Origin of the sequence: Lamprocystis purpurea DSM 4197 (assembly GCF_000379525.1) — a bacterium.
GTDB lineage: Bacteria > Pseudomonadota > Gammaproteobacteria > Chromatiales > Chromatiaceae > Thiodictyon > Thiodictyon purpureum.
On the sequence record NZ_KB902419.1, the window covers coordinates 23,917 to 44,121 of the forward strand.

The 20,205-nt window shown below is 62.6% G+C and carries 19 protein-coding genes; 12 read left to right on the forward strand and 7 right to left on the reverse strand.

Annotation, left to right across the window (positions count from 1 at the left end; genetic code table 11):
• Positions 1–2: 2 nt before the first annotated feature.
• From A39O_RS0106800 to A39O_RS36320, 3 genes are all read right to left on the reverse strand, one after another.
• Positions 3–446, reverse strand: a complete 444-nt coding sequence (locus A39O_RS0106800) for a hypothetical protein (RefSeq protein WP_245561802.1) — start codon at positions 444–446, stop codon at positions 3–5.
• An 81-nt stretch (positions 447–527) separates the two neighbouring features.
• Positions 528–1,331 (reverse strand): DUF2092 domain-containing protein, encoded by an 804-nt coding sequence (locus tag A39O_RS0106805; RefSeq protein ID WP_020503941.1) that lies wholly within the window; start codon positions 1,329–1,331, stop codon positions 528–530.
• Between the two features lie 136 nt (positions 1,332–1,467).
• A complete protein-coding gene (locus A39O_RS36320; protein WP_020503942.1) occupies positions 1,468–3,537 on the reverse strand; it encodes a ClcB-like voltage-gated chloride channel protein in 2,070 nt (689 codons plus the stop codon).
• Between the two features lie 434 nt (positions 3,538–3,971).
• On the opposite strand from A39O_RS36320, the gene A39O_RS0106815 reads away from it, so the two are divergent.
• Positions 3,972–5,447, forward strand: coding sequence for an Eco57I restriction-modification methylase domain-containing protein (locus A39O_RS0106815; protein WP_026199216.1), 1,476 nt, complete (start codon positions 3,972–3,974; stop codon positions 5,445–5,447).
• Between the two features lie 191 nt (positions 5,448–5,638).
• Here the strand turns inward: A39O_RS0106815 and A39O_RS0106820 are convergent, their stop codons facing one another.
• A complete protein-coding gene (locus tag A39O_RS0106820; RefSeq protein WP_169338412.1) occupies positions 5,639–7,612 on the reverse strand; it encodes a tetratricopeptide repeat protein in 1,974 nt (657 codons plus the stop codon).
• A 182-nt stretch (positions 7,613–7,794) separates the two neighbouring features.
• Here A39O_RS0106820 and A39O_RS32360 point away from each other — a divergent pair, with 182 nt between their 5' ends.
• Complete coding sequence (locus A39O_RS32360; protein ID WP_020503945.1) at positions 7,795–8,676, forward strand: transglutaminase family protein; 882 nt, start codon at positions 7,795–7,797, stop codon at positions 8,674–8,676.
• Here A39O_RS32360 and acsF read toward each other — a convergent pair.
• Both acsF and A39O_RS0106835 read right to left on the reverse strand, forming a co-directional pair.
• Positions 8,637–9,701, reverse strand: a complete 1,065-nt coding sequence (gene acsF, locus A39O_RS0106830; protein WP_020503946.1) for a magnesium-protoporphyrin IX monomethyl ester (oxidative) cyclase — start codon at positions 9,699–9,701, stop codon at positions 8,637–8,639. The genes A39O_RS32360 and acsF overlap by 40 nt on opposite strands.
• A 141-nt stretch (positions 9,702–9,842) precedes the next feature.
• Positions 9,843–10,769, reverse strand: a complete 927-nt coding sequence (locus A39O_RS0106835) for an alpha/beta hydrolase (RefSeq protein ID WP_020503947.1) — start codon at positions 10,767–10,769, stop codon at positions 9,843–9,845.
• A gap of 189 nt (positions 10,770–10,958) precedes the next feature.
• Here A39O_RS0106835 and A39O_RS0106840 point away from each other — a divergent pair, with 189 nt between their 5' ends.
• Positions 10,959–11,819, forward strand: coding sequence for an alpha/beta fold hydrolase (locus A39O_RS0106840; protein ID WP_020503948.1), 861 nt, complete (start codon positions 10,959–10,961; stop codon positions 11,817–11,819).
• A 36-nt stretch (positions 11,820–11,855) separates the two neighbouring features.
• On the opposite strand, the gene A39O_RS36325 is transcribed toward A39O_RS0106840, so the two are convergent.
• Positions 11,856–12,239, reverse strand: coding sequence for a hypothetical protein (locus A39O_RS36325; protein WP_157639756.1), 384 nt, complete (start codon positions 12,237–12,239; stop codon positions 11,856–11,858).
• 560 nt (positions 12,240–12,799) lie between these two features.
• On the opposite strand from A39O_RS36325, the gene A39O_RS0106850 reads away from it, so the two are divergent.
• The 9 genes from A39O_RS0106850 (at position 12,800) to A39O_RS43475 (ending at position 20,164) form a co-directional block, all read left to right on the forward strand.
• The gene (locus A39O_RS0106850; RefSeq protein WP_020503950.1) at positions 12,800–13,615 is read left to right on the forward strand and encodes a hypothetical protein; all 816 of its coding nucleotides are present in this window, start codon (positions 12,800–12,802) and stop codon (positions 13,613–13,615) included.
• Positions 13,612–13,899, forward strand: a complete 288-nt coding sequence (locus tag A39O_RS0106855) for a DUF4258 domain-containing protein (protein WP_020503951.1) — start codon at positions 13,612–13,614, stop codon at positions 13,897–13,899. Before A39O_RS0106850 ends, A39O_RS0106855 begins: the two co-directional genes overlap by 4 nt.
• A 281-nt stretch (positions 13,900–14,180) precedes the next feature.
• Complete coding sequence (locus A39O_RS40490) at positions 14,181–14,522, forward strand: YecA/YgfB family protein (protein ID WP_157639758.1); 342 nt, start codon at positions 14,181–14,183, stop codon at positions 14,520–14,522.
• Between the two features lie 132 nt (positions 14,523–14,654).
• A complete protein-coding gene (locus tag A39O_RS0106865) occupies positions 14,655–15,086 on the forward strand; it encodes a hypothetical protein (RefSeq protein ID WP_020503953.1) in 432 nt (143 codons plus the stop codon).
• Complete coding sequence (locus A39O_RS0106870; protein ID WP_020503954.1) at positions 15,083–16,393, forward strand: ParA family protein; 1,311 nt, start codon at positions 15,083–15,085, stop codon at positions 16,391–16,393. Before A39O_RS0106865 ends, A39O_RS0106870 begins: the two co-directional genes overlap by 4 nt.
• Positions 16,371–17,819 carry a hypothetical protein gene (locus A39O_RS0106875; protein ID WP_211211550.1) on the forward strand — a complete coding sequence of 483 codons (1,449 nt, stop codon included), beginning with the start codon at positions 16,371–16,373 and terminating at the stop codon, positions 17,817–17,819. The genes A39O_RS0106870 and A39O_RS0106875 overlap by 23 nt, the downstream gene beginning before the upstream one ends.
• 718 nt (positions 17,820–18,537) lie before the next feature.
• Positions 18,538–19,488, forward strand: a complete 951-nt coding sequence (locus tag A39O_RS43800) for a sigma-54 interaction domain-containing protein (protein WP_456073019.1) — start codon at positions 18,538–18,540, stop codon at positions 19,486–19,488.
• 71 nt (positions 19,489–19,559) lie between these two features.
• Complete coding sequence (locus A39O_RS0106885) at positions 19,560–19,748, forward strand: hypothetical protein (protein ID WP_020503957.1); 189 nt, start codon at positions 19,560–19,562, stop codon at positions 19,746–19,748.
• Positions 19,745–20,164, forward strand: coding sequence for a type II toxin-antitoxin system Phd/YefM family antitoxin (locus tag A39O_RS43475; RefSeq protein ID WP_020503958.1), 420 nt, complete (start codon positions 19,745–19,747; stop codon positions 20,162–20,164). Before A39O_RS0106885 ends, A39O_RS43475 begins: the two co-directional genes overlap by 4 nt.
• The last annotated feature ends 41 nt before the right edge of the window (positions 20,165–20,205 follow it).

Sequence of the window (20,205 nt, forward strand, 5' to 3'; positions counted from 1 at the left end):
GCTCAATAGGGCGAGTTCACCACCACATACTGTACGCTGGTGCCCGCATAACGCGGCTGGTACCAGGTTGAGCCGCAGCGCTGATAGGTGATTCCGCCGACATTAACCATGGAACATGAGGGCGGTAGCGAATAGACGATTGAGCCGATGATTGCGGCGGTGGCCCCGATCGCCACCGCGGTCCCCACCGGGTGATTCCAGCGGCGGTTCACGTCGACATCGATGTCGTTGTAACGATGAACATCGACATTGCGGTTGATGTTGCGGTCGACATTACGATTGACATTGCGGTCGACATTCACATTCGCGCTGCGGTTGATATTGGTATTGCGGTTCAGGTTCGCCTGGCGATTGACGTTCGTATTCCGGTTGACGTGGGCACCCCGGTTGACCGAAGTTCGGGCATGACCTCCGCCGCCCCTGCCGGCCCAGGCATCCAGAGACATCAGGCCGACAGTGGCGCACAAGAGTGACACGGCGGCCAGCGTGATGGCGTGCTGTGATAGGCGTTTCATCTTGAGGCCTCGCTAGGGTTTCGCTTCGGATGTTGCCTGGGACTCGTCACGGACGGCGATGGCGATCGGGTGGTTGTTTTCATTTGGCGTGAATGTAAAAACCGCATCATCTGGCCTGGCTTGCGTATTCCAACTCAGGTTGGCCGCGTACTGCGGTTCACCCGGCAGGTCCTTGGTGGTGATGACATAGCGCAGTGGCAAGGGGGCGTCGCCCTGCGCAATCCAGATTTGCCAGTCGATGTCGTCCTGACGGAAAGCGTAATGGTCCGCCGCCTGGCCGGCGATCTTGCTGGTACCAACCACCGTCGCCTGTGTGACTTCCGTTGCCGCGTCCGCGTTCTCACCCCAATGAAAGAGATCCACCAGCGGGATCTCGATACCGAACTTTGTTTCGATCTCGGTGAGCAATGCGCCGATGCTGGCTGGGGCCGCCACAGTCGCGTAGTAGCCGGTCTCCGGCGCCAACAAAGTGAATTGCTTGCCGTCGTAAAAGATCTCGCGCGCCTTGCGGTCCGTTGTCACCTCGGCATGCAGATGGTCTGGCTTGCGTACCTGAAGCGCGACTGTTTTCAACAGTTGGATCTTTTCACCGGATTCCAGCACTTCGTCGGTCGCGTCATTCGCCTCCAAGTTGAAAGTGGGCAGGCCGCGCAGATAGGCACCCATGCGGTCCAGCGCCTGCATGGCCGCGGGATCGACTGCCTGAGTGGCCGTCGCCGGAGCCGTCTCTGTCTGGGGTTCTGCGGCGGATGCGACGCCCGCCAGGGAGAGGCCGGCAAATAGCAGCACGGTCGGATAATCCGGCCTTATCGTCATGATCTTGGTCCTCGTCGTGAGTCGGTTGCAACATGATCGCTGGCTTGCGTCGCTGACGAGCGGCGCAAGCGCAACGGAAGGCCCCGCCATGCTGCCACAGATGGATGGTCGGCGAACAGGGTGGGTGACCCGTCCATCAGGCTGGCGCGGCCGAACGCGGCAGCAGTGACTCGGCATACATGGGTCGGACCCCGGTATAACGCACCGCGGTGTAATGAGCGATGACGACCGCAAGCATCAGCGGCAGGACGATCTGATAATCCATGGTCATTTCCAGGATCATCAGGATCGACATCAGCGGCGCGTGGGTGGTCCCCGCCAGCATGGCACCCATGCCGACCACCGCATACGCGCTGACCGGCCCGGTGCCATCGGGCAGGAGTGCATGGATCAAGGTGCCGAACAGGGCGCCGAGCATGGCGCCGACGAAGAGCGTCGGCGTGAAGGCGCCGCCGATGCCGCCGGAACCGAGCGTCACCGCGGTTGCGAGCATCTTCAGCACCAGCACAGTCACCAGCGCTTGCCAGGCCCAGGGTGCGAGTAACACCGAGTCGACCACGCTGTAGCCCTTACCCCAGACCTGGGGTTCGTAAACCGAGATGGCGCCGACGATGAGTCCGCCGACGGTCATCCGGCCGACCAGGGGAAGCGGCATCCTGGCGAACAGTTGCGAGGTCCGCTCCAGCAACTGCAGGAAGAACGGCGCGAGATGACCGGCAACCAGGCCGAGCACAATAAAAAGTCCCAGTTCCCAATCGCTCACCAGACTGAACTCGGGGATGGCATAGGTCGGCGCATAGCCGAAAATGTCGTGAACCGTGACGCTCGCGATCACCGCGGCGACGATCACCGGCCCGATGTACTCCAGGGCGATGGAGCCGAGGACGATCTCGGCGACGAAGATGGTCGCGGCGAGCGGCGCGTTGTAGGCGGCGGCGAGTCCGGCCGCCGCGCCGGCGGCGACCAGCAAACGCAAGCGGTCGGTCGGCAAGCGGCTGAGCCGTCCCAGGGCCGAGGCGACCATCGCCGCCAACTGCACCATCGCCCCTTCGCGACCGATCGACCCGCCGGAGGCCACCGTGAACAGCGACGAGGCGGCCCGCACCAGGCTCTGGCGGATACTGATCCAGCCGTCCCCGACCGCCACGGCCTCCATATAATCGGTGGTGGTGCGCCCCCGCAGCCGGGTGCCGATCTCCTGCAGGATCAGACCGGCGATCAGCCCGCCGAGCGCGGGAATCAGCAGCCGTTGCCAGGCCGGCAGGGCCACGGCCATGGCCGCCAGGCTGCTGCCGTGGCCCCCGTAGAGCGACGCCAGCCCGTCGATCGCCTCGCGAAACACGACGGTCACCAGGGCACCGAGCACGCCGGTCACGGCGGCCAGCAGCAACAGCAGGTGCAGATCGCGCGGTCCGAGTGCCAGCAGCAAGACGGCGCGTTTGGGCAGCGTGATCGCCGCGGCGAGCGCCGCGGTTGGGGTCAGGTGCGCGGTCCGGCCCAATTGGACCTGCTCCCAGCGGATCAACGCGATCCCCAGCAGACCGATGGTCAAGGCCGTGAGGAGCCATGCAGGGGCGCGTGCACCGGGCGGTAACAGGGTACTTGGTTGTTCCGGCGCGTCCGGGGTCGTCGGCTGGATCGAGATCGATGCGTCCGGGTAGACCTTGGCCAACAGCGGCTGGTCGGGGTCGGGCGATGTGCTTGCCGGAACCGGCTGCAGGACGGGCGGGCTCGCCGGTGCTGGAGACGGCAGGTCGACAACGGTTAGTGCAGTCGCGCCGGGCGTCTCAGCGACCCCTTCCAGGGCACTTGGAGCAACGAGTGCACAGTCCAGCGGTTCGCCGCCGCGGCGATGATCCGCCCACTCCCGTGTCTGCTGTGCGATCGTCGCTCGCGCGGTTTGCCGATCCACCGCGCCGATCGCTTCCGGAGTCGGCACCCGCAGTCGAGCGCCAAGGCGCAAGGTCCCGTTGACATTGCAGGACGGCGTGAAGGCGTCCGGATTGGCCCGCAGCAGGGCCAGCATGATCTGATTCCGATCGAGCCCGGCACCGGGGTGGACCCGGCCCGCCACCTGCCAAAGGGTCTCCCCGGAGCGGATCGGACCATAGTCCTGCACCGTCGCCGCGTGCGCGAACGCAACCCAGACGGCCAGCAGTATCAAGGCGCCCTGCCCGGCCGCTGCCCAGCGCTTACCGCGTCTCACGTCTTGTCCGCCAGGCGTCACGTGGTTCCCCGGTTGTCGGTTCTATGCCGGCTGATTCAGCGGCCGGTCTGGTCGTTTCGTAGTGTATACCGGGAAACCTGGGCTGCCCCAAGGCCCCAAGCCTCGCGATCGTGTCAGGTTTGGCGAACAGGACGAGCGGGTCGTCGACCTGGGGTATCCTGTCAGCAAAGTCATCGGTCAGCGTCCCCGGGTGACCTGCCCGAAAGGGGGGGGCTTGATCATCGTTCCGGCCGCCGACGGTCCGCACAGCGGACCCTACGGGGAAACCGCGATCTGTAGGGTCCGCTGTGCGGACCGACGACCGCGCAGATCGCGCGGCGGCCAGGTTTATGACCAAGGTCCAACCGGGAGAGAACCGCTGACCTGAGCACCACCAAACGACGGGGCGACACGCTATCCAGGAGGCAAACCGATTGTTATCGGCCGTTGAAGAGACCCGATTAAGCCTATCCAGAAACACCGCGGCGAAGCGGAAATCGCAATTTGGTCAGTTTCTCACGCCGGCCACTACCGCTCGCTTTATGGCAGGGCTATTCAATCCGATGCTGAAATGCCCGTGTCGGCTACTTGATCCGGGCGCGGGTATTGGCTCACTTTCAAGCGCATTTCTCGACAGGTGTCAATCCGGTGATCTGGCTTTTTCGGAAATCACGGTGACGGCTTTTGAACTGGACAACCTGCTTCAGCACGAGCTCAATCATACGCTTTCCAGCCATGCGACTGAAGTCTCGTTAAAATACGAAGTGCTTGGTGGTGACTTCATCGAACAGGCGGTAAATCGGATTCAGTTCGGGCAGTGCGATTTTACTCACGCGATCCTGAATCCGCCTTACAAGAAAATCAACAGTGACTCCCATCACCGTCTTTTGCTGAGGCAAGTCGGGATTGAGACAGTCAACTTATACTCGGCGTTTCTCGCGTTGACAGTGGCTCTGCTGGCGCCTGGCGGACAGCTTGTCGCGATCATCCCACGCAGCTTTTGCAACGGACCTTATTACCGGCCATTCCGCGACTTTTTGCTGGAGCGTACCGCGATCCGTCAGTTACACCTGTTTGACTCGCGCAACAAGCAGTTCAAAGACGATGCGGTACTACAGGAGAATGTCATTCTCGTACTTGAACGCGGCGGCCGACAAGGTGAGGTCACCGTCTCAACCTCCACCGATGATAGTTTCGTTGACCTCAGCATCAACATGCATCCCTTTGAGCGTATTGTGTTTCTTGATGATGCAGCGCGCTTTATTCACGTACCGACCACGATTGAACAACTTCCTATCGAGCAATCAGGTATCATCCGCTATTCATTGGAAGATCTCGGGGTCAACGTATCAACCGGGCCGGTTGTCGACTTCAGACTCAAAGAGCATCTGCGTCCTATGCCGGAACCAGGCGCGGTCCCGCTACTCTACCCCGCGCATTTCAGGTGCCTGAAGACACAGTGGCCGCAACCAGGACTGAATAAAGCGAACGCGATTCGGCGCAACCCGGAAACCGAGAAGTGGCTTTACCCGGTAGGCTGTTATTGCGTGGTACGCCGCTTCTCAGCGAAAGAGGAAAGGCGGCGCGTTGTTGCCGGCGTGGTGAATCCGGACGCGTTCGACGGTGTCGAGGCTTTGGGCTTTGAGAACCACTTGAATGTATTTCATCAAAGCAAAAAAGGTTTGCCGGAGGCTTTGGCTTACGGTTTAGCCGTCTTTCTCAGCACAACGGCGGTGGATGAGAATTTTCGACGTTTTAGCGGGCATACGCAGGTGAACGCAACGGATCTTAAGCTCATGAAATACCCAAGCCGCGAAGTGTTGATTGCTCTCGGGGCTTGGGCAATGGAGCAAAATTGTGTGTTGACCCAGGCGATGATCGATAGCAAGTTTGAGATGTTCTCGACATGATGCAACATAACGGTCATACCGAAGGCGCGTACCAGATCCTGATCTCGCTCGGTCTGCCTCGTGCCCAGCACAACGAGCGCTCCGCTCTGTGTTTGCTGGCTCTTTTGAATCCCATTTCAATGGCGAGCGCTTTCTTGGGCCATACGGTTCATAGTTGGCATCGGCCGCCGCGGCCTCTTCGACAACACCGGTCAGTCCTTCAGTCCGAAGAATGACCTGAAGCCGGTCGTGCGACGCTTCTTCGCGGTAACCTGTGCGACCCGGGCCTTGGCGTTGGCGAGCATCCGCTCGTCCAGTTCGTTTTCCACCAGCCGCTCGAGGGTGGCGATGAGTCCGTCGGCAGACGCACCTTGGCCGGATGCCTGATTCAGCATCGCCATGACACTGTAGAGTGAAAATGCCTCCTGAACGTGCAGCCGCGGCCGCTGCATGAGGCCATCAAGTAATGCTTTGGCCGCGTCCAGATGACCCGCCTCGATTTCGATGGCGGCCAGGTTGCACCGGGCGAACAGGTAGTCGGGGTGGGCGGCGATGATCCGGCGCAGGATCGCCTCGACCTCCTGATAGCGGCCCTGGCCAGAGCGGATTCCTGCCAGATTACCTAAAGCGATGGGGTGTTCGGGGACGCGTTCCAGGATGGTATTGAGGCATGCCTCTGCAGCATCGATCCGGCCTCCCAGCAGCAGGCTCAGGGCTTGTTCGAGAACAGGCCGGAGGTCGTCCGGCAGATCGATCGGCCCCGGTTCACGATCGATCTGGGTCGCGAGCATCTGGATCCGCTGCAGTGATGTGCCGTCCCAATATTCGATGATCTCGTCGGTTCCAATCAGATTGTGTTCGCGCAGGGCGGTGAAGAACCCGATGTGTTCCTCCTTCGTACCAATGGGCAGGCGTGCCAGTTCCCGGAGGATGAGCGGTGCATGCCGCGCGCTCGGGTCGGCCGTTGAGGAGATCGGATGGGGGAACTTCAGCCGATGTCTCAGCAGGAGCCCGACGATGCTGCGTACGCGGTCATCGCCGCCACGGTAGATGGCGTCCAGGTAGCCATCTGTGGCAGTCAGCGCGCTGAGGTGTGACTCGATCGTCCTTGGCGTGGTCTTGCTGGTGAGAATGCCATTGACCCAGGCGACGGGCAATACCACGCCCAGGTCAAAGATCATCGGGTAGGTGGGCGGCTTGCCGTCCGCTTTCAGGGCCGCGAGGTTGGCGGTCGCGGCCGGGAGTCCCGGACTCTGCTTCAGTGCCTGTTCCCACAGCGTTCTGGCCTGCTCGCGACGCCCGAGTCGGCTGGCCGCTCCGGCGCCCTGCAAGAGTCGCAAGGCCTCTAGGAGGCCGGTCTGGTCAGCCGTCCAGTCCGCTCGACTGGTGCGCTCGAAGGCCTCCCACGCGGCTTGGTTCTCCTGAAGCAGTAGCAACGCGGCGACCTGGGCCTGGGCATCTTCGGCGCGCCGCGCATGGGCCTGAGCCAAAGGAACCGCGAGCCCGCCGGCGCCGGTCTCATCGCCGCGATACAGCCGCAGCTGCAGGGCGAAACTCAGGGCGAAAAGATTGTCCGGGTCGCGCGCCCAGGCATCCAGGAAGGCGGTCAAGGCGGCGTCGGCGCGATCCAGGTGAAACAGGGCGAGGGCCCGGTTGTTGCGCGCCGGGGTCGTGTTGACGCCCTGCAGGACACGCGCGGCGCCGACGAAATCGTGAGCCTCCAGGTGCACCTTGCCGATCTCGAATCGCTCCTGTTCCTCTCGGGTTGCGCGGGAGCCGTCGGGTTGTTCCAGTAATTCATCGATCATTTCGTCGGTGCGGGGGCCATCGCCGGTGATCACTCCCAGCTGCTGCATTCGAGACTCGACCCGCAGCGCAAGCAGGAAATACCGGCCTTCGATCGCGAGTTGGAAGAGTGCCTCCGTAGCGGCCAGACTATTCGGCCGCCGCTCCGCCCACTGATAGGCGGCCAGGGTGGCGGCGGCCCGACCCTCGCCCTGATACAGCGCATCGACCAGTAACCGATTGGCGCCGCCATGATCGGGGTAGCGCGCCACCAGCGCGCGTGCCCGCGCAATCGCGTGCGGATAGTCTTCCGTCCCGAGCAAACGCTCTATGGCCTTGATCTGGGCTGGGTCGGGTTGCGGCCTTTGCGCTGATGATCGTTTCGTCGGCGTCTTTGCCACCGTGGGGTCCTTCTGGATCTGGTTGGGGTCGAGATTTGATTTTACCGAACCCCGGTCCGCTCAGCGGCTGGATTTCACGGCGGCGGATGGCATCGATCCGCAAGGTCAGCTCCCGCGGTCTTCTTGTGGGACCATGACGCGTCGCTCTGACGCCCCACTTCACCGATGAAATCGACCGGACCATGCGAATCGAGACTGACCACACGACCACCTATACCTACAGCGAACCGGTGCGGCTGGGACCCCAAACGGTCCGCTTGCGGCCCCGCCCCGGCGGGCCCCTGAGCGAGATCCACTACCAGCTTGAGGTAGACCCAGCCCCGTCGGTTCGACTGGAGTGTCTGGACCCGGCCGGTAACCGCGTCGTGCGGCTGCAATTCATCGGCGAAACCCGGCATCTGTGTCTCACCACCCACCTGGTGGTGGAGACCGGTTCCGCCGCGGAGTATGTGCCGGTGTTGGACGCGGCGCATCGCCTGTTGCCCCTGAGTTATCCAGCCGCGGAGGCCGATCCGCTCGCCCCGTACCTGTCCGGACCGCCGGCCCCACCCGCCGTGACCCAACTGGCGACACGCCTGCAGGAGCGGGCGGGCGGCGATCTCCTGGCGTATCTGGAGTGCCTGAATCAGTGGATTTACGCATCGATCGTCCGCGAAATCCGCCCCACCGGCGCCCCGCAGACCCCATCGGAAACACTCGACCGGGGTCGCGGCGCCTGTCGTGATCAGACCGTGCTCTTCGTGGCACTCTGTCACGCCGCAGGCTTAGCGGCCCGCTTCGTCAGCGGCTATCAGGACCGTTCGGCCATGGAGACCGACCGGCGCTACCTCCATGCCTGGCCCGAGGTCTATCTGCCGGGGGCCGGCTGGTACGGTTACGATCCCACGCGGGGGATTGCGGTCGCGGACGGGCATCTCCCGCTCGCCGCGGCCCTGGACCCGGCCGGCACCTTACCGGTGGAAGGGAGCTATTTCGGCACTGCCGAGTCGCGCATGGAGTTTCTGCTGACCATTCAGACCGATGCTCACCAGGCCGGGGCAACCCGCACCCGCTCCGGCGCCTGATTCGGGCTGGTGGGCAGGAAGTAAAGTCGAGCGAACAGCAGCGCGGCCTTGACGCTCAGCCCCGCGCGTTTGAGCGAACCGATGACGCCGCCCTGCGCCTTGGCGGCAGCGCTGGCTTGCGCGACCACGAGCAGATCAGCCAGACCGGCCCGGAAGCGCGGGTCGTCCGTCTCCAGCGTCAGCGGGAACACCTGCCGGCTGATCTCGGTGGTGATGGCGAACACCTGATAGTCGAATTCGGTCGGATCGATACCCAGGGCCTCGTAGAGCACGGGGCGGGTGTGGTCGCGGACATACATGGTGGCGTAGACGGCGAGCACGAAAAACCGAATCCAATAGCGGTTGAGCCCGCGCAGCAGATGCGGCTGGGCACGCATCAGCAGGGCGAAGGCTTCGCCATGACGGTATTCGTCATTACACCATTCCTCGAACCACTCGAAAATGGGATGGAAACGGTACTCGGGATGCCGCTCCAGATGCCGGAAGATGGTGATGTAGCGCGCGTAACCGATCTTCTCCGACAGATAGGTCGCGTACATGATGAACTTGGGACGGAAATACGTGTATTTCTTGGCCTTCTTCAGGAAGCCCAAGTCAACCGCGACACCCATGTCGGCCAATGACTTATTGATGAAACCCGCGTGGCGGGATTCATCGCGGGCCATATAGCCCATCAGCGCCTGGATGTCGGGATTATCAACGTGCTTTTTGATCTCGGTATAGAGCACGCAGCCGGAGAATTCGGCGGTGACCGAGCTGATCAGGAAGTCCAGGAACTCCTGACGCACATGCGGCGGAATGCGGGCGGCGTCGGCGGTGAAGTCCTCGACCCGGCGAAAGTGCGTGCGGTTTTCATCCCGCGCGAACTCGGCCATCATCTCGTCGAATTCACGGCGCACCGGACTCACGTCCAGTGCATCCATGGCTGCATAATCGGTGGTATAGAAACGCGGACTCAGCAGGTTTTCCCGCTGCGCCAGCGCCGTTGAATCAATGCCCGGATGCAGTTCGGCAACCTGTTCCATCCCAATCCTCCCGCCTGCTCGGCGTGTCGTGTGACGGGCCAGCCGCGCGGCTGGCCGCGGGGTGCGCGGCCCCGACCCGTAAGCCGGGCGGGGCCGTCGCCGCTGAACGTTCGCGTTCGATGGGGACGCGCGGGTTGGCCGTCAGTTCTGCCCGGCCCAAAAGCCCTCGATGGCGGTCGCGGTCTCGGGGAGGCGCTCCCAATGCGGCACGCCGAGCGACGGCGTGACGCGCTGGGCCTGCCAGTTCGCCCGGCCGGGCAGGAACGCCGGCAAGAGATCGAAGTTGATGTTCGGATCCCGATCGTAGAGCACCAAGGCGCGCTGGGTTACCTTGGAATAAATCTGGTTGGTCGCGTCCTGGGTGAAGATCTGGCCGGCCAGGAAGTAGAGCGGCGCAAAGCGCGCGCCTGGCTGATGGGTCGTCGCATAGGCGTACTCGACCATCGCCTCCGGCACCGGACCGACGAATGAGCGCCGCAGGAAATAGCGGATGCTGGGCCGCGAGGTCAGCGCGGTATAGGCGCCCTGACCCAGACCGGGCAGGCTGATGACGCGATGCAGGCGCATACCCTTCTCACCGCCGGGCATGGTGCGGGAACTGAACCCGGTAGGTGAGATCAGCACCAGCGAGTTGACCAGTTCCGGCACCTCGATGGCTACCCGCGCGGCGAATTCTCCGCCCAGCGAGAGTGACACCAGGTCGGCGGGCTGAACCACGACCCGGCGCATGAATTCGACCAAGGCATTGACGAAGACGTCGGGCGTGTAGGCGATATCCGGCCGGTCGGAGAAGCCGAAGCCCGGCAGATCGGGCACGAGCACCGGGCGCTCGGAGCGGTAGCGGTCGAACAGCGGCTTCATCTCATAGGCGCTGGGGGCGGCATTGATGCTGTGAATCAGCACCAGCGGGCGACCCTGGCCGGGGCCGGCGCTGTAATAGCTCAGTTGACCGAATTCGGGGACACGGATGCGGGTACGCGCGGCATCCAGGGCATCGGGCAGGGCCACACGGCGGACGATACCGGCGTCGTTGGGATGATTCAATGGATGTACGGTCGTGGCGTTCATGGGAATCCTGTCGCGGTTGCGCGATGAGCGGTGAAAGATCCGGCCCGGGTGACGCACCCAAGTGTCAAGCCGGCTTGACATTATAGCAGCGTCTGAGGCCCGGTAAGGGCGCATCCGGGCGGTTTCAGTCGACCCTGCCGCGGGGACGCTCCGCCTCGGAAACCGCGGATCGTCCCCACCTTTGAACGCATGAAACCGCCATCGCCATCCGCCACACGCACCCGGCTCGGCGCCGGTCTGCTGGCCGCCCTGGCGCTCACACTTGCGCTGGTCGGCTGTCCCAGCATGGGCCGACGCGCGTCGGGCACCCTCCTCCCACCAAACGCAGCCAGCACCTTGACGGCCCCCGGCACGGCCGGCGGTCTCGTCATTCAAGCGGGCATCCTGCAGTCCGCCACCGGTTGCCGGATCGAGACCCGGCGGTTTGCGCCGCGCCAACCGCGCACGCAGACCCCGGTCATCCTCGCCCACGGCTTTCTGCGCGACCAACGCCGCCTGGAGGGCCTGGCCATCGCGCTGGCCGAACGGGGTATCCCCGCCGTGACCCTGAACCTCTGCAACAGCCGCCCCTGGGACGGCCGGCACGTCCAGAACGGCCGCGACATGATCGCCGTCGCCCGCGATCTGGGAGCGCGGCAGGTGGTCTATGCGGGTTTCTCGGCTGGCGGATTGGCCGCCCTGGTCGCCGGGCGGCTGGATCCGACCGCCATTGGCGTCCTGGTGCTGGATTTGGTCGATACGCAGGGGATCGGGGTCGGGATGGCGCGCGCCCTGGACAAGCCGCTGATCGGACTGGCCGGGGAGCCGGCCGGCTGCAACGCCGGCAACAATGGCCGCGCGGTCTTCGCCGTCAGCCAGAAGGCGCGACTCATACCGGTCGCGGGGGCCAGTCACTGCGATTTCGAGTCGCCGACGGATTGGCTGTGTGAAACGGTCTGTACCGGCGTGGATGCCGGCTCGCCGGCCCGCCGTCAAATCATCATCGAGCAATCGGTCGCTGCCGTGTCGGACCTGCTGGGTCTGCCGCAGACCGCGCCGCCTGAAGCCTGACCCGCGGCGGCGCGGACATCCCGCGCCGTCGCCTGACTATTGAGCCGCTGGTTGCGTCGGCAGCGTCGCGGCGTTCTTGACCTTGGCGGGCGGCGCTTCCACGGCGCCCGTGCTTGCAGCCGTTGCCGTCGGCGCCTTCTCCTTGACGACCACCGGCGCCGGCTTCTCTTTGGCGGCGGGAGTCATCTCCTTGGCGGCCGCGGCCTCATCCCGCTTACTGACGGCCTTACAATGGCCGGACACAGTGATGCCGTCCTTGCGGGTGTACCCATCGACCCAGGTGCAGTCCGTCTTGCCCGCGCAGGGACCCTGCCCGAGCCCCTTGCAGGCGGACTCGGCCAGGACTGGACCAGCAGACAGTGCAATCAGGGCGGCGGATAACCAAGCGGTGTGCGACAAGCGGGAGCAAGACGTTTTCATTGAGGATCTCCATGTGCGTTTATTCGATCGCGCTGCCTTTGTGTACCTGGCGCGCTTGGTGAGCGTAAATTCAGTCTGCCCGCGAAGCAAGTGGACGGCTGCCCATTCGTCGGTTGTTTCGGCCGTTCGGTCTGCCCATTGCGTTGTTTCGGCGGCGGCGCCCGGTCCGTGATGCGACCTTCGGACCAGAGGATCGGCGCCGATGCGGCCCGGCTGTTTCGCGTGCATCCATCCACCTTTGTCGGCGCAGCGGTGCCCACAACGGGACCCGAACACGCAGTGCTGGGTTGGAGAGGAATCAAGCCGCCCTCGGTAGGCGACCTGCCTGACCTCCAGCGGCCTCGCCGTTCCCGGAGCGAGCGCCGGTTCCCGTGTCGCGCGGCATTCTTCAGGGTCTTCGCCTCGCCACGTTTTCCGGTAGAAAAAGTTAGACCTTTTCGGAAAACGCAAAATTACGCCGTTAGAATTCGGTTTACGAAATTTCTTATGCCAGAATCCTTGACATCCGACTTTTCTGCGTCTAATCTGAAAGTCGAATTAGACAAGTCAGGAGAGCACGAATGTTGTTCGGAAAATCCCATCTAAATTCGCTTCTCGACGTCGGAGCAGACGGAATAAGCGATTTCTGCGCAAAACACTTGGATGCGGCGCAACTCACCAAGCACTTCGATCGCGCAGACCCGATGACACGTAAGGAGTTCTGCAAGTACCTCGAGGTCGGCGAGTCGACGGTGACCGGTTGGCTGAAGGAGGACCGGATTCCGTTGATGGCGAAAGAAGCGATCGTGCTGAGGCTCGCGATGCCGCTACTGCGCGCCTTACGCGATACCGACTGCGAGCCGCGGATCGTCAAGAGCCAGGATGGTTATCAGATCTGCGAGTTTTCTAAAGACGGTCGAGGCGAAATCACCGGCTCAGTGATCGCTCTTGGCGTTACCAACATCCAGCGTGCTCGTCTCATGCTTTCCGGCTTGCAAGCGGCGGGGCTTCGTGAACGCGCCCTACGCCTACTGGAATCGAGGTGCGACACGTTTGGATTTTTCGACTCGTACTTCCGTTCGGATTGGACTCTTACTCCGGATGAGGCCGCAATTCGTCAGGAAAACATCGATCTGAGCTTAGAGATCGGCGCGACCCTCAGGGAGGGCCGCGACACAGTCAGTCAGCGCAAGCTGCTTCAACTGCTACGTCGATACGCGAAGCAACATGAACATGCAGCAAGGATACTCGAGGAAACCGGAGAGGAGGACTTAGCGCAGGAATGCCTCCAGTTCCGCGACGCGATCGAGGAATTTCTCGACGACCTGTTCGACTATCTCGGCGCCCGTGCCGATATCGATACCGACTTGGCAGTTACCGGGAAGGTGGCCGGATGAAACTCGCCTTCTCCAATCACGCCCTTGCGCGAGTGCGCCAGCGGGGCCTGCGTGAACGCGATGTCGCGATGGTCCTGGACGCTGGAACACTACTCGGCGAAGACAGCGTCATGCTGCTCGATCAGGATGTTGCCCGCGCAATCGAAACGCGCAAGCGGGAAATCGCCGCCCTGGAACGACTGCGTGGCTGTCGCGTCGTGATGGGCGGGGAGACCGTGGTCACGGTCTATCGGCCCGTTCATAAGGTCGAAAAGCGCCTGCTGCGTGCCGAGCGGAACCACTGAGATGCACCTTGAAAAAGCCGCCTGCCTTATCTATAGTGTCAGACACGTACGATAAGGCGGGAGCAAGCGACGGGGAAAACGCAAGCGTGACAAGGGTTGCGGTCCGCCACCAGTGCCAGCCGCCGTCCCACCCGCCGCCACTTTGGTTGGCTGAAACGTCCAGTCCGGAGCGAGATTTCCGGCCTAAGTGCCTAAGTGCCTTAGCGGCAGGCTTTCCGCACGTCCGCGCGCGGCCAAACCGAAATCTGGCATCTTCAGTAACTCTATCGAGTATTTGTCCCATGAGTGACCGCGACAAAAAGCGAACTTTCACATTCCCGGTATATTGCCCGCGCTTCAAACAAAACGACGATTACGAACTGACCGTTCTTGAGGATGGTTGGCACGTAGCTCATAGTGCGATCAACGGCGACTGCGATCCGCGCGGGGCTCCCTTTCTTTACGAAAATCTCACGCACGATTCGATTGAATATCCGTCTGGGCTTCCTGTTGCACTGGAAAGCCTATTTGAACATGCGCGTGACGGTACGCTTACCGATGATGAAATACGATCCCGGCTAGATCGTCTGGCGCAGTGGGTCAATCATGTCAATGCTGTTGAGCGGCCTCAATTCGATGATTGAGCGCCGCAGGTTGGGGTGAGGAACGAACCCCAACTGTCCCGAAGGATGTCCAGTGCAACGCCACCATCGATAGCCTGAAAGCCCGCGATGCGATACGCTCTACCGGACCACACCGAGGAATAAGTTTATTCAATGAACGCAGACTTTCTCGACGCACACCACCGCCACTGGCAGGACGCCGAACTGCTATTTGGTCTCGGGCGCCTTGCGAATGCCGATCACCTTTACGGGGTGGCTGCCGAATGTGGCTTGAAGCGATTGATGCACGCCTTCGGCATGACGCTCACTTCAGACGGCGGTCCTCAGAACAAATTCGACCGCGTGCATGTGATGGAGGCAAATAAATCGGGCAATGCGTGGGATCGCTATGAAAGCTATCGCTCAGGCCACCACCAGGGAACGCATTATGGTCTACCGACGCCCAGCCCGTTTCTCGATTGGGACGTGTCGCAGCGCTACGCACACCAACGCGATATCGATGCGCCACGAGTGAAACCACATCGCACGGGTGCGGCCGTCGTCCATGCGTTGATCAAGAAAGCGATGGTAGAGGGTTTAATATGACCACCTTCGACGGTGTTCTTCCTGAAATCAGCACGATCTTCCAGGATTACGCGGACGCTGTGCGACGTATGGTGCCGATAGTTATCAATCGCGATCTGAATGGTCGGGTGCGGCTGATCGTCGCGGAAAAATGGCAGGAAGACGCATCAGCGCGGGCGGCACTCGATGCCATCGCGGGTGAGATGCGCCGCAGGCTTGACCTTCATGGCTTCGAGCCGAACCGGGCCGTGCTGTTCGAGGAAAGCGTGGAATCGGTCATTGAAGGGATTCCGCATTTTCCGCTCGCTGGCGTCTCTGGCGTGTCGGTCATCGATCGACTCGCCACCGAAGGGAACTGGTCATCCATCGCTCCGCTCACGGCAGGGGTGACGCGAGTCGTGTTTTTCTCGATCAAGGGCGGCCTTGGTCGATCGACGGCCTTGGCCGCGTCGGCCTGGGCACTGGCCGAGCGGGGTAAACGGGTCCTGGTGCTCGACCTGGACCTGGAGTCGCCGGGGCTGTCGTCCTCCTTGCTGCCCCAAGAGCGGCGGCCCGCCTTCGGTATCGTCGACTGGCTGGTAGAAGACTTGGTGGAGAATGGCGAGGCAGTGTTTGAGGACATGGCCGCCACCAGTACCTTGTCCCATGATGGCGAGATCTATGTGGTACCGGCACATGGCGCAAACCCCGGCGAATATGTGGCGAAACTCGGTCGTGCCTGGATGCCGAAGATCGCGAACGATGGTCGGCGCGAGTCCTGGTCGCAACGTTTGCAACGCCTGTTGGATGCACTCGAAGCGCGCTGGAAGCCTGACGTGATCCTGATCGATTCGCGCGCCGGCATCGACGAGGTGGCGTCGGCCTGTGTGACCGATCTCGGCGCGAACCTGGTACTGCTCTGCGCCATCGACGGGGAGCAGACCTGGTCCGGCCACCGTATCCTGTTCCGCCATTGGCGTACCACCGGTGTCGTGCGGGAGATCCGGGAGCGGCTGCAGTTGATTGGCGCAATGGTTCCGGACGTGGATGGGGCTGCCTATTTCGATGGATTACGTGAGCGCGCCTGGGCTGTGTTTGCTGAGGAACTTTACGACGAGGTGCCCGCCGGCGCGTTGGCAGTTGACAGCACCTGGAGCTTCGACAAATCCGACGAAGGCGCACCCCATTACCCGTGGCCGATCCGCTGGCATCGCGGTTTCGCGGCCGTTCGCTCGTTGCATGAACGCTTCCAGGTCGTCGACGCGCGCGAGGTGGATGCCATTTTCGGTCCTGTCGTCGAAGGGTTGTGGAATTTCATGGGCGGCGATGAAGAAGCGAATCATGTGTGACGTGCAACGCATCCGACAGGCCATTATCGAGGCGATACCGCTCACGACCTCGAACCACGGCGAAACACCCGATCGGCAGCACCTGTACCTACCGCCGGCCCATGTCAAGGCGCTACGCATCGAGTGCAATCTGGTCATCGGTGCGCGTGGCGTGGGTAAATCGTTCTGGACGGCGGCGCTCGGGTCAAGAGAAGTGCGGGCATCGCTTGGGACTTCGGTGCATGAACTGGAACGCACTGATGTCCGTATCGGGTTTGGAGTCACCCCGGATATCGCGGCGTTTCCCGACGGGGCGTCGCTTTCGCAACTCATGCAGAGCGGCAGCGAACCATACGCTATCTGGCGCGCGGTCCTCGCCCGCTGGCTGACGGGCGTCGTCGGGGAGGACATTCCAAAAGCCGCTTGGTGCGATTCAGTCTCTTGGGTGCAGGAGAATCCCGAGCCCTTAGCCAGGCTGATGGAACGCGCCAATCAGCATTTCCTGGATGACCATCGCTTGGGGCTGATCGTCTTTGACGCCCTTGATCGCACGAGCAGTGACTGGCGAACGATGGATAGCATCGTGCGAGATTTGCTCCGGGTCGTGCTCTGGCTTAAGTCCTATCCGTGTTTGCACGCCAAGGTGTTTCTGCGCGAGGACCAATCAGCCCGCACGATCACAGACTTCCCCGATGCCTCGAAGCTCCTTGCCACCAAAGCCGAACTGACGTGGGCGCCGCACGATCTTCATGGCTTGATGTGGCAAATGCTCTGCAATGCGCCCAACGAACATGGCGCTTGTATGCGCGAAGTCTACCGTGAGGTTGTCGGTTCGTTGCCGGATGAGCACGGATCTGGGTGGCGTCTCGCGGAGGACGTGAAGCGAGACGGCGTCAAACAGCGCGGATTGTTTGAGGCACTGTCCGGCCTCTGGATGGGCCGCGACCGTCGACGGGGCGTCCCGTATGTGTGGTCGGTGAGCCATCTGGCCGATGGGCGAGGACGCACTTCACCGCGATCGTTTCTCGCTGCCATTCGTGCCGCTGCCGAGGATTCATTGGAACAGTATTCAGACCATGAGTATGCGCTTCACTACGAAAGCATCAAACGTGGCGTACAGACAGCTTCGGAAATCCGCGTTGCGGAAATGGCCGAAGATTACCCATGGGTTACGCCACTCATGCATCCCCTGCGTGGGTTGACGGTGCCCTGTGATTTTGACGCTGTCCAATCGCGTTGGGGCGAGTTATCTCCGGGTGGTTTGCGGTCCGCTTCAGATTTAAGATTGCCGCCCCAACACATCGAACGCGGCTGGCCCGGGGTCCGTGACGATCTTGAGCGCCTTGGTATTTTTGAGACAATGAAAGATGGCCGTGTGAATTTGCCGGACTTGTACCGTGTCGGGTTTGGTCTTGGCCGCCGTGGTGGCGTCAAGCCGATCACATGAATCGCTGGATGGCAGTCAACCAACGGACTGCATCCGGGGGCGACTGTTCATCCACGATCAGAGTCTCGGTCAGGGGTTGTCCGCTCTTTGCCCCGCAGGACGATGGTGCCGCAGCGACCAGCATCCTGTATCACCCGACAATTCGTTATGATTCCCCATGGCAACCACCCTGATCAGTTGGCTCGGCCGCACTGATCTGCGGGCCGTCACTGAGACCGAGCAAGTCGGTCTCGGTCCCGTCACCCAGGCCCTGCACACCGGCCGCTTCGCCCGGCTGGAACTCCTCTGCGACTACGCTCCGGACGTGGCCGCACATTATCTGGCCTGGCTCCAGACCCAGGCACCAATCCCCGTCACCCCTCACTACGTTACCCTCGACAGCCCCACCGACTTCGGCGCCATCTACCGGCACGCCCGCGCGGTCGTCGCGGAGACCCTCGCCGGCCATCCGCCGGGTGACGGACTCGCCTTTCATCTGAGCCCCGGCNCCCCCGCCATGGCCGCGGTGTGGATCATTCTCGCGAAAACCCGCTTCCCTGCAGAACTGATCGAGTCTTCCATCCAGCACGGCGTGCGTGTGGCCGCGGTCCCCTTCGACATCTCAGCCGACTTCCTCCCCGACCTGCTGGAGCGTCCCGACCGGACGCTCGAACGGCTCACCCTCGGCCTGCCGCCCGCCGCCCCCGAATTCGACGCCATCTGTCACCGCGGCCCCGCCATGCAGCGCGCCATCGCCCGCGCCCGCCGCGCCGCCCCGCGCTCCATCCCCATCCTGATCGAGGGCGAGTCCGGCACCGGCAAGGAACTGCTCGCCCGCGCCATCCACCAGGCCAGCCCCAGGCGCGGACGCCCCTTCGTCACCGTCAACTGCGGCGCCATCGCCCCGGACCTGATCGAGTCCGAGTTATTCGGCCACGAAAAAGGCGCCTTCACCGGCGCCGCCGGGCAGCGCAAAGGCTACTTCGAGTCCGCCCATACCGGCACTCTGTTCCTGGATGAGATCGGCGAGTTGCCCAAGCCCGCCCAAGTCAAACTCCTGCGCGCACTCCAGGAAGGCGAGGTCACCCGCGTCGGCGCCACCACCCCGACCCCGGTCGAGGTGCGCATCCTCGCCGCCACCAACCGCACCCTGGTCGAGGAGGTCGCCGCCGACCGCTTCCGCGAGGACCTCTTCTACCGGCTCGCCGTCGCGGTCATCCAACTGCCGCCGCTGCGTGAACGCGAGGGCGACGTCGGTCTGCTGCTCGACCGGCTGATGGATCAGGTCAACCGCGAGAGTGAGTCCGAGCCCGGCTACAGCCAAAAGATTCTTTCTGTCACCGCAAGAAAGCTTCTGATTGAGCACCCCTGGCCCGGCAACGTCCGCGAGATGCTCAACACGCTACGCCGTGCCGCCGTCTGGACTCCAGGCCCAACGATCGACCTGGAGGACGCCCGCGAGGCACTACTGCCGAGCCCGATGCGGGACCTGGCGAGCGATCCGCACCTGGCGCAGGATGTTGCCCAAGGGATTGATCTCAATGCCACCATCGACCGGATCGCCAGGCACTATCTGGAACAGGCGATGCGGCTCACCGGTGGCAACAAGACCCGCGCCGCCCGGTTGCTCGGCTTCGGCAATCCAACGACCTTGACCAACTGGCTCAAGAAACATGGGGTCGAGGCGTGATGGCATGGCATCTGCTCTACTGGTACTAACCGCGGATCAATACGACTGCAAACCTTTGTGGACTCACTCCGATGCAAGCCATCGAAATCAACGCCATCATCAAGTCGCACCATGAACTCCGGGTGAGACTCCCGGATCATGTCCCACCCGGACCGATCCGCGTTATCGTCCTATTCGAGTCCGACGCGATGGCATCGGCAAAGGGCTACCTGAACGAGTTCTTAGACCGGCTGCCGATCAATAGGGCTACGACGCCATGACAGAGACTGCCCATCTACAGCGCAGCCCAAACAACGCCCGACGGCTGCTGGAGTCCATCGCCGAACTGGAACAGCGCGGCGACCCCGAACGACTCGCCACACGAACAACCGATCCGGAGCCGGAACCCATGTCCACCGCGCAGATCAACCCGGACTTCGTGCCGGTCCTGGAGTCGCTGGGCCAGGGCGCCGGGGACTTCTTTCTCGCGGCCGGTCTCTACCATGCCCGCAAGATCAGCTTCGCTGCCGCGGCGGCACTCGCCGGACTCGGCTTTGAAGAATTCCATTACCGCCTCAAGGAGCACTTCGGCTACGGTATGGTCATCGACGACGAGACCGTCCGAAAGGATCTCCGTCTGCTCGATCAGGTCAAGGACGAGCAACAGTTAGGTGCCGACCTGGTACATTCACGATAGCGCGACCGGCACTACAAGAACCCACGGAACGCACAGGACAA

What these genes read in the sequence shown, in the direction of transcription:
- A39O_RS36325 (WP_157639756.1), bottom strand. Translation starts at nt 12,239, where the DNA reads ATGAAAACGTCTTGCTCCCGCTTGTCGCACACCGCTTGGTTATCCGCC.
- A39O_RS0106885 (WP_020503957.1), top strand. Translation starts at nt 19,560, where the DNA reads ATGCAAGCCATCGAAATCAACGCCATCATCAAGTCGCACCATGAACTC.
- A39O_RS0106835 (WP_020503947.1), bottom strand. Translation starts at nt 10,769, where the DNA reads ATGAACGCCACGACCGTACATCCATTGAATCATCCCAACGACGCCGGT.
- A39O_RS0106840 (WP_020503948.1), top strand. Translation starts at nt 10,959, where the DNA reads ATGAAACCGCCATCGCCATCCGCCACACGCACCCGGCTCGGCGCCGGT.
- A39O_RS0106805 (WP_020503941.1), bottom strand. Translation starts at nt 1,331, where the DNA reads ATGACGATAAGGCCGGATTATCCGACCGTGCTGCTATTTGCCGGCCTC.
- A39O_RS0106855 (WP_020503951.1), top strand. Translation starts at nt 13,612, where the DNA reads ATGAAACTCGCCTTCTCCAATCACGCCCTTGCGCGAGTGCGCCAGCGG.
- A39O_RS0106850 (WP_020503950.1), top strand. Translation starts at nt 12,800, where the DNA reads ATGTTGTTCGGAAAATCCCATCTAAATTCGCTTCTCGACGTCGGAGCA.
- A39O_RS43475 (WP_020503958.1), top strand. Translation starts at nt 19,745, where the DNA reads ATGACAGAGACTGCCCATCTACAGCGCAGCCCAAACAACGCCCGACGG.
- A39O_RS32360 (WP_020503945.1), top strand. Translation starts at nt 7,795, where the DNA reads ATGCGAATCGAGACTGACCACACGACCACCTATACCTACAGCGAACCG.
- A39O_RS0106865 (WP_020503953.1), top strand. Translation starts at nt 14,655, where the DNA reads ATGAACGCAGACTTTCTCGACGCACACCACCGCCACTGGCAGGACGCC.
- acsF (WP_020503946.1), bottom strand. Translation starts at nt 9,701, where the DNA reads ATGGAACAGGTTGCCGAACTGCATCCGGGCATTGATTCAACGGCGCTG.
- A39O_RS0106800 (WP_245561802.1), bottom strand. Translation starts at nt 446, where the DNA reads ATGTCTCTGGATGCCTGGGCCGGCAGGGGCGGCGGAGGTCATGCCCGA.
- A39O_RS0106875 (WP_211211550.1), top strand. Translation starts at nt 16,371, where the DNA reads ATGAAGAAGCGAATCATGTGTGACGTGCAACGCATCCGACAGGCCATT.
- A39O_RS43800 (WP_456073019.1), top strand. Translation starts at nt 18,538, where the DNA reads ATGCAGCGCGCCATCGCCCGCGCCCGCCGCGCCGCCCCGCGCTCCATC.
- A39O_RS40490 (WP_157639758.1), top strand. Translation starts at nt 14,181, where the DNA reads ATGAGTGACCGCGACAAAAAGCGAACTTTCACATTCCCGGTATATTGC.
- A39O_RS0106870 (WP_020503954.1), top strand. Translation starts at nt 15,083, where the DNA reads ATGACCACCTTCGACGGTGTTCTTCCTGAAATCAGCACGATCTTCCAG.